This window comes from Microbacterium sp. K35 (genome assembly GCF_004794375.1).
GTDB lineage: Bacteria > Actinomycetota > Actinomycetes > Actinomycetales > Microbacteriaceae > Microbacterium > Microbacterium sufflavum.
On record NZ_SSDM01000117.1, the window covers coordinates 20894 to 27673 of the forward strand.

Sequence of the window (6780 nt, forward strand, 5' to 3'; positions counted from 1 at the left end):
GATCACGGGGCAGACTGAGAGGATGAGCAGTCGTGCCGGCCTCCCCGCGGAGGAAAGTGACCTGATCGACGTCGACGAGCTGATCGCCGCCTACTACGACCGCGTGCCCGACCCGACGGTCCCGGCCGAACGGGTCGTGTTCGGCACCAGCGGCCACCGCGGCTCCTCGCTGACGAAGAGCTTCAACGAGAACCACATCCTCGCCACGACGCAGGCGATCGTCGACTACCGCGCCGCGCAGGGCATCACCGGGCCGCTGTTCCTCGGCCGCGACACGCACGCCCTGTCGCTGCCCGCCGAGCGCAGCGCGATCGAGGTGCTGCTCGCGAACGGCGTGGACGTGCGCGTCGACGCCCGCGACTCCTGGGTGCCGACGCCCGCCCTGAGCCACGCGATCCTCACGTACAACAGGGGTCGCGCGACCGACGACCCCGGCCGGGCCGACGGCATCGTGGTCACCCCGTCGCACAACCCGCCCCGCGACGGCGGCTTCAAGTACAACCCGCCGCACGGTGGTCCCGCCGACACCGACGCCACGGGCTGGATCGCCGACCGCGCGAACCAGCTCATCGCCGACGGCCTCACCGAGGTGAAGCGCGAGCGGTTCGCCGACGTCGACTGGGACGCGATCACCGGGTACGACTTCCGCGACGCGTACGTGCGCGACCTGCCGTCGATCATCGACCTCGACGCGATCCGCAGCGCGGGCGTGCGCATCGGCGCCGACCCGCTCGGCGGGGCGTCGGTGGAGTACTGGGCGCTGATCGCCGAGATGCACGACCTCGACCTCGACGTGGTGAACCCCGAGGTCGACCCGACCTGGCGTTTCATGACCCTGGACTGGGACGAGAAGATCCGGATGGATCCGTCGTCTCCGTCGGCGATGGCGTCCCTGGTCGCCCGCAAGGGCGACTACGACGTGCTCACCGGGAACGACGCCGATGCCGACCGGCACGGCATCGTGACCCCGGATGCGGGGCTCATGAACCCCAACCACTACCTCGCCGTCGCGATCGACTACCTCTTCTCCCACCGCGAGCAGTGGCCGCGCGACGCCGCAGTCGGCAAGACCCTCGTGTCGTCAATGATCATCGACCGGGTGGCGGAGTCGCTGGGCCGCCGCCTGCTGGAGGTGCCGGTCGGGTTCAAGTGGTTCGTGCCCGGGCTGCTCGACGGCACGGTCGCGTTCGGCGGCGAGGAGTCGGCCGGTGCGTCGTTCCTGCGCCGCGACGGCTCCGTGTGGTCGACCGACAAGGACGGCATCCTGCTGTGCCTGCTCGCGGCGGAGATCATCGCGGTCACGGGCAAGACCCCGTCGGAGCGCTACGCCGAGCTGGAGCAGGCGTTCGGCGCCTCGGCGTATCAGCGCGTCGACGCCCCCGCGACGCCGGAGCAGAAGGCCACGCTGGGCAAGCTGGCGCCGGAGTCGGTCACCGCGACCACGCTGGCCGGCGAGGACATCACGGCGAAGCTGTCGCACGCCCCCGGCAACGGTGCGGCGATCGGCGGGCTCAAGGTGCAGACCGAGCACGCGTGGTTCGCCGCCCGCCCGTCGGGCACGGAAGACGTCTACAAGCTCTACGCCGAGAGCCTGCGCGGCCCGGAGCACCTCGCCGAGGTGCAGGAGGAGGCCCGCGCCGTGGTGTCCGCCGCTCTCGGCGACTGACACCCGGGCGACCCCGGCGGGATCGGAACGGCCCCGGACGCGGGTAGGGACGTTCGCGATCCCGCGCAGGGGTGGGACCGGAGGGCGGGGCGGTTCAGTCCGCGTCGGTGGAGGAGCCGAGCAGCTCGCGCACGCGACTCGACACCCGGTGGAACTCCGGCGTCTCCAGCACCTCGGCGTACCCGCGGCGGGCCGGGAGGTCGACCCGGTGCTCCTCCAGGATCCGGCCGGGACGCGGACTCATCACGATGACGCGGCTCGCGAGGTAGACCGCCTCGGCGACCGAGTGCGTCACGAGCAGGACGGTGGTCCCGGTGGCGCTCCAGATGCGGTTCAGCTCCACGTTCATGCGCTCGCGCGTCAGGGCGTCGAGCGCACCGAACGGCTCATCCATGAGCAGCACCCGCGGCTCGTGCAGCAGCGCGCGGCACAGCGAGACGCGCTGCTGCATCCCGCCCGAGAGCTCGTGCGGCAGCGACTTCTCGAAGCCGGTGAGACCGGTCATCTCGATGAGCTCGTCGGCACGGGCCTGGGCCTTGCGCATGTCCATCCCGCGCATCTCGGCCTGGAGGAGGATGTTGCCGCGGACGCTGCGCCATTCGAGGAGCGCCGCGCGCTGGAAGACGTACCCGATGTCCTGCCGGGGACCGCGGACCTCGTCCCCGCGGAGGCGGATGCTGCCGCGGCTGGGAGCGGTGAGTCCCGCCACGGCTTTGAGCAGCGTCGACTTGCCGCATCCGGACGGGCCGGCGATGGAGAGGAACTCGCCCTCCTCCACGCGCAGGTCGACCCCCTCGAGCGCGGTGACCTGACGGCGCTTGGAGGCGAACGTGATCGCCAGATCGGAGACCTCCAGCGCGGGGCCGATGGGCGTGTCCGCCGTGGCGCGCGCCTGCTGATCGTGGGTGAGCATGAGATCCGACCTCACTTCCCGGGGGTGAACGCGTCGTCGTAGTAGGTCTCGACGTCACCGTCGCCGGAGATGAGGCCCGCCTTCGACAGCACCTCGAGCGTGGCCTCCCAGTCCTCGGCAGCATTCGCTCCGGGAACCTGGCCCTCGGTGGCGTCGGTGTGCAGCAGCTCGATGGTCTCCTCCCACTGGTGCAGCAGCACCTTCTGGGACGGCATCTGCGGGTCCTTGCCCTCCATCGCGGCGACCGCGGCCTCCGGGTCCTCCTGCGCGGCCTCGAACGCCTCCGAGGTCGCGGTGACCAGCGCCGCGACGAGTTCCGGGTCGTTCTCGATCGTGTCGTTCGGGGCGATGAGGCCGTTGCTGAAGAAGTTCAGCCCCGCGTCGGAGTAGCGCAGGTACTCGACGTCCTTGCCGCTCTTGTCGGCGATGGTCGGTCCCTGGTCGTGGGCGAACCCGATGAGCCCGTCCACCTGGCCGGAGAGCATCGCGGCGATCTTGCCCGCGGCGTCGAGGTTCTGCTGGGTCACGTCGCCCTCGTCGAGCCCGACCGCCTCGAGGTACATCGGGAACGTCGTGGTCGGAGCGTCGCCGGCGGAGACGGCGATGGTCTTGCCCTTCAGGTCCTCCGGGCCGGAGATGCCGGAGTCAGCGAAGACCTGCACGGCCGACGGCGTCGTCTGGAGGAAGACGCCGACGCTCTTGATCCCGACGCCCTTGTCGATGTTCGCGAGGACGGCGGGGGTGTCGGCCCAGCCGAAGTCGACCTGGCCCTGTCCCACGGCCTGGGCGGTCTTGGTCGAGCCCTGCCCCGCCTTGATCGTGAGGTCGATCCCGTGCTTCTCGAAGATGCCCTGGTCGACCCCGTAGTAGAACGCGGCGTGCTCGCCGTAGGGGTACCAGTTGAGCATGAGCGTGACCGGGGTGAGCGCGTCGGCGTCGTCGCCGCCCTCGCCCGCCGGGGCCGAGGAGCCGCCGCACCCGGAGAGGGCGAGCACCGCCGCGGACGCGAGGGCGATGGAGCTGAGGATGGTGCCTGACTTCTTCATCAGTGCCTTCTTTCGTGGGTGCGAGGGGGTCAGAGTCGGACGGTGGCCGCGGCGACGTCGCGCTTGGACGCGTGCCACGGGATGAGGAAGCGCTCGGCGACCTGGATGATGCCGAAGAGGATCACGCCGAGAAGCGACATGATGATCAGCGCCGCGAAGAGCATCGCGGTGTCGAGGTTGCCGTTGGCCTGCAGGATGACGTAGCCGAGCCCCTCGTTCGCGCCGACGAACTCGCCGACCACCGCGCCGGTCACCGCGAGCGTGGCGGCGACCTTCAGTCCGGACAGAAGCTCGGGGAGAGCGGCGGGCAGTCGCACCTTGAGGAAGGTCTTGAAGCGGCTCGCTCCCATGGTCGACGTGAGCTGGAGGATCTCGGGATCGACGGTGCGCAGACCCGCGAGGCCCGAGATGACGACGGGGAAGAACGCCATGAGCACGGCGACGAGGATCTTGGGCTCGGCGCCGAACCCGAGCCACACGACGAACAGCGGCGCGATCGCGATCTTCGGGATGACCTGGGCGAACAGGATCACCGGGTAGAGCGTCTGCTCCAGGCCGCGGGAGTAGACCATGAGCACCGCCACGAGGACGCCGACGACGACCGCGATGACGAATCCGATCACGGTCTCGTAGGTCGTGACCCAGGTGTTCTGCGCCAGGTAGGCCGCGTTGTCGGTGAAGGCCGCCCAGGTGTCGGCGGGCGACGGGATGATGAACGCCGGCACCCACCCGAGGCTCGTCGAGACCCACCACAGGGCGATGACCGCGAGCACGAAGACGAGCGGGTGCCAGTGGCGGCTCCACCAGCGGACGATGCCCGCGGGCTCGGGTCGGTCGGCGGCCAGCGCCAGGGTCATGGTCGCGTTGGGGGCAGACGACATGTGGTCCTCGACATCTTCGTGAAGGATTCGGGAAAGCGCATTCCCGAGCGGTGTTGCGAGTCTATGCCGCTGGTTCCCTCGTGTCAACGCGCGCGGTTCGTCGAGGCGCGCGGGCTCGGGGATCCCCGACGGGCACGCGGGTCACCGGGAGCGCGCGAGGGCGGCGCCGGCGACGCGGAGCCAGCGGGCGGGGTCCGCGAGGGCGCTCTCCCCCGAGCCGGCGAGGACCGTGAGGGAGACGGTCGCGGCGAAGATCCCGACGTCGGCGTCGGGCGTGATGCGCCCCGCCGCGAGCAGGGGGCGTGCGCCCGCCGCGGCCGCCATCCCCGCGAGGAACGAAGGCACCTTCCCGTCGCCGGACTGGCCGTCGTACGACCCCTCGCCCGTGACCACCACGTCGGCGCCCCGGACGGCGTCGGCGAGGCCGATGAGCTCCGCCACCTCGGCAGCCCCCGGGGCGAGGACAGCACCCCAGCGCACGAGGGCCGCCCCGGTGCCGCCCGCCGCTCCGGCGCCCTGGTGCTCCGCGTCCACGTCCAGCAGCGACGCGAGCCGGGCGAGCGCCGCGTCGACACGGGAGATGTCGCCCGGATCGGCCAGGCCCTTCTGCGGACCGAAGACCGCCGCGGCCCCGCGTGCGCCCGTGAGCGGATTCGTCACATCGGTGAGCACCCGCACCTCGGGAGCCGCCCGCAGGCCGTCGAGGTCGACGGCCGCGACGTCGTCCAGGCCCCGGGCTCCGGGCGCGACCGGGCGTCCCGCGCCGTCGAGGAAGCGGGCGCCCAGAGCGGTGAGCATGCCGATGCCGCCGTCGGTCGACGCGCTGGAGCCGATGCCGAGCACCAGCCGCGAGACGCCGTGGTCGAGCGCGGCGACGGTGGCCTGCCCGAAGCCCGTGGTGTCCGCGTCCCACGGACGCGGTGCGGCGAGCAGCTCGATGCCCGACGTGGAGGCGATGTCGACCACTCCGGTGCCGTGCGGTGCACCGTCGTCGGGCGGCAGGAGGAGCCAGGACGTGTCGTGCGCGTCGCCGGCGGGACCGGTGACGCGCACGGGCATGCGCCGCGCCCCGGGGACGGCCGCCGCGAACGCCGCCACCGTGCCCTCCCCGCCATCGGCCATCGGGCGATGCACGAACTCCGCGTCGGGCTCGACCTCCGCCCACCCCTCGGCGAGTGCCTGCGCCGCCGCAGCCGCGGTGATGCTGCCCTTGAAGCTGTCGGGCGCGAGGACGACCCGGGTCACGCCGCTCCCGGGGTGCTGTCGCGCACGACCACCTCGAGCGCGAGCGGCGGCTGGGTCCAGTCGTCGTCGACGATCGCCCGGAAGGCCTCGTACCCGGCGTCGCTGAGCGGCACCCGGACCGTGGTGAGCGCGGGGGTCACATCCCGGCTGGACGGCACGTCGTCGAAGCCGCACACCGCGATGTCCGCGCCGACCTCGCGCTGCGCCGCACGGATCGCCGCCATCGCACCGATGGCCACCACGTCGCTGATCCCGAACACGACCGTGCCCGTCGGCACGCCCGCATCGAGGGCCGCGGTCATCGCCGCCGCGGCGGACTCGCGTCGGAAGTCGCCGCGGACGGTCTGCGCCACCGCGCCGCCGCCCTCCTCGAAGCCCGCGCGGAACCCGGCGAGGCGGTCGTCCGAGGTGCGCACGCCCTCCGCCGCCCCCACGAGAACGGCCGAGCGGTACCCGAGCTGTGCCATCCGGCGGCCGAGGGCCGTGGCACCGGCGCGGTTGTCGATCTCGACGCGGCGCGCTCCCTCGGCCTCCGCGCCGAAGGCCACGACACGTCCGCCGAGTCGGATGAACTCCGCGAGCTCTCGGGCCGTCTCGGCCTGCCCCTCCTCCTGCGTGCGTGACGCGGCGAGGATGAGGCCCTGCGGCCGCTGCCCGCGCAGAGCCCGCACGATCCGCGCCTCGCGGGCGGGATCGCGCTCCGTGATCGCCACGGTGACGACGAGACCCTGCTCGTCGGCGCCGCGCGCGACGCCCGAGGCGATGAGACCGAAGTAGGGATCGGCGATGTCGGCCACGAGGAGGGCGATCACCGGCGAGCGCCCCCGTGCGGTCGCCTGGGCCGAGACGTTGGCCGTGTAGCCGAGGGTCGCGGCGGCGGCCTCCACCCTCTCGCGGAACGCGGCAGCGACCTTGCGCTCTGACCCGTTGAGCACCCGCGAGGCCGTCGCGAGCGAGACGCCGGCCTCGAGGGCGACGTCGTGCAGGGTGGGCGCCGGACCGCGGGCGTGGCGAGGACGACGCGCGGTC

General features: G+C 72.4%; 6 protein-coding genes. 1 reads left to right on the top strand and 5 read right to left on the bottom strand.

The window, feature by feature from the left end; translation table 11 throughout:
* Window positions 1-22: 22 nt before the first annotated feature.
* Window positions 23-1666 carry a phosphoglucomutase (alpha-D-glucose-1,6-bisphosphate-dependent) gene (gene pgm, locus DW299_RS03530; protein ID WP_136034647.1) on the top strand — a complete coding sequence of 548 codons (1644 nt, stop codon included), beginning with the start codon at window positions 23-25 and terminating at the stop codon, window positions 1664-1666.
* A 94-nt stretch (window positions 1667-1760) separates the two neighbouring features.
* Here the strand turns inward: pgm and DW299_RS03535 are convergent, their stop codons facing one another.
* From DW299_RS03535 to DW299_RS03555, 5 genes are all read right to left on the bottom strand, one after another.
* A complete protein-coding gene (locus DW299_RS03535) occupies window positions 1761-2579 on the bottom strand; it encodes an ABC transporter ATP-binding protein (protein WP_136035694.1) in 819 nt (272 codons plus the stop codon).
* Between the two features lie 11 nt (window positions 2580-2590).
* A complete protein-coding gene (locus DW299_RS03540; protein ID WP_136035697.1) occupies window positions 2591-3625 on the bottom strand; it encodes an ABC transporter substrate-binding protein in 1035 nt (344 codons plus the stop codon).
* Between the two features lie 29 nt (window positions 3626-3654).
* Complete coding sequence (locus DW299_RS03545; RefSeq protein ID WP_136034641.1) at window positions 3655-4506, bottom strand: ABC transporter permease; 852 nt, start codon at window positions 4504-4506, stop codon at window positions 3655-3657.
* A 141-nt stretch (window positions 4507-4647) separates the two neighbouring features.
* Window positions 4648-5751 carry a glycerate kinase gene (locus tag DW299_RS03550; protein WP_136035699.1) on the bottom strand — a complete coding sequence of 368 codons (1104 nt, stop codon included), beginning with the start codon at window positions 5749-5751 and terminating at the stop codon, window positions 4648-4650.
* Window positions 5748-6780: LacI family DNA-binding transcriptional regulator (locus DW299_RS03555; protein ID WP_446724784.1), on the bottom strand; the 1033-nt coding region annotated here is incomplete at its 5' end. The genes DW299_RS03550 and DW299_RS03555, both read right to left, overlap by 4 nt.

What these genes read in the sequence shown, in the direction of transcription:
- pgm (WP_136034647.1), top strand. Translation starts at nt 23, where the DNA reads ATGAGCAGTCGTGCCGGCCTCCCCGCGGAGGAAAGTGACCTGATCGAC.
- DW299_RS03535 (WP_136035694.1), bottom strand. Translation starts at nt 2,579, where the DNA reads ATGCTCACCCACGATCAGCAGGCGCGCGCCACGGCGGACACGCCCATC.
- DW299_RS03540 (WP_136035697.1), bottom strand. Translation starts at nt 3,625, where the DNA reads ATGAAGAAGTCAGGCACCATCCTCAGCTCCATCGCCCTCGCGTCCGCG.
- DW299_RS03545 (WP_136034641.1), bottom strand. Translation starts at nt 4,506, where the DNA reads ATGTCGTCTGCCCCCAACGCGACCATGACCCTGGCGCTGGCCGCCGAC.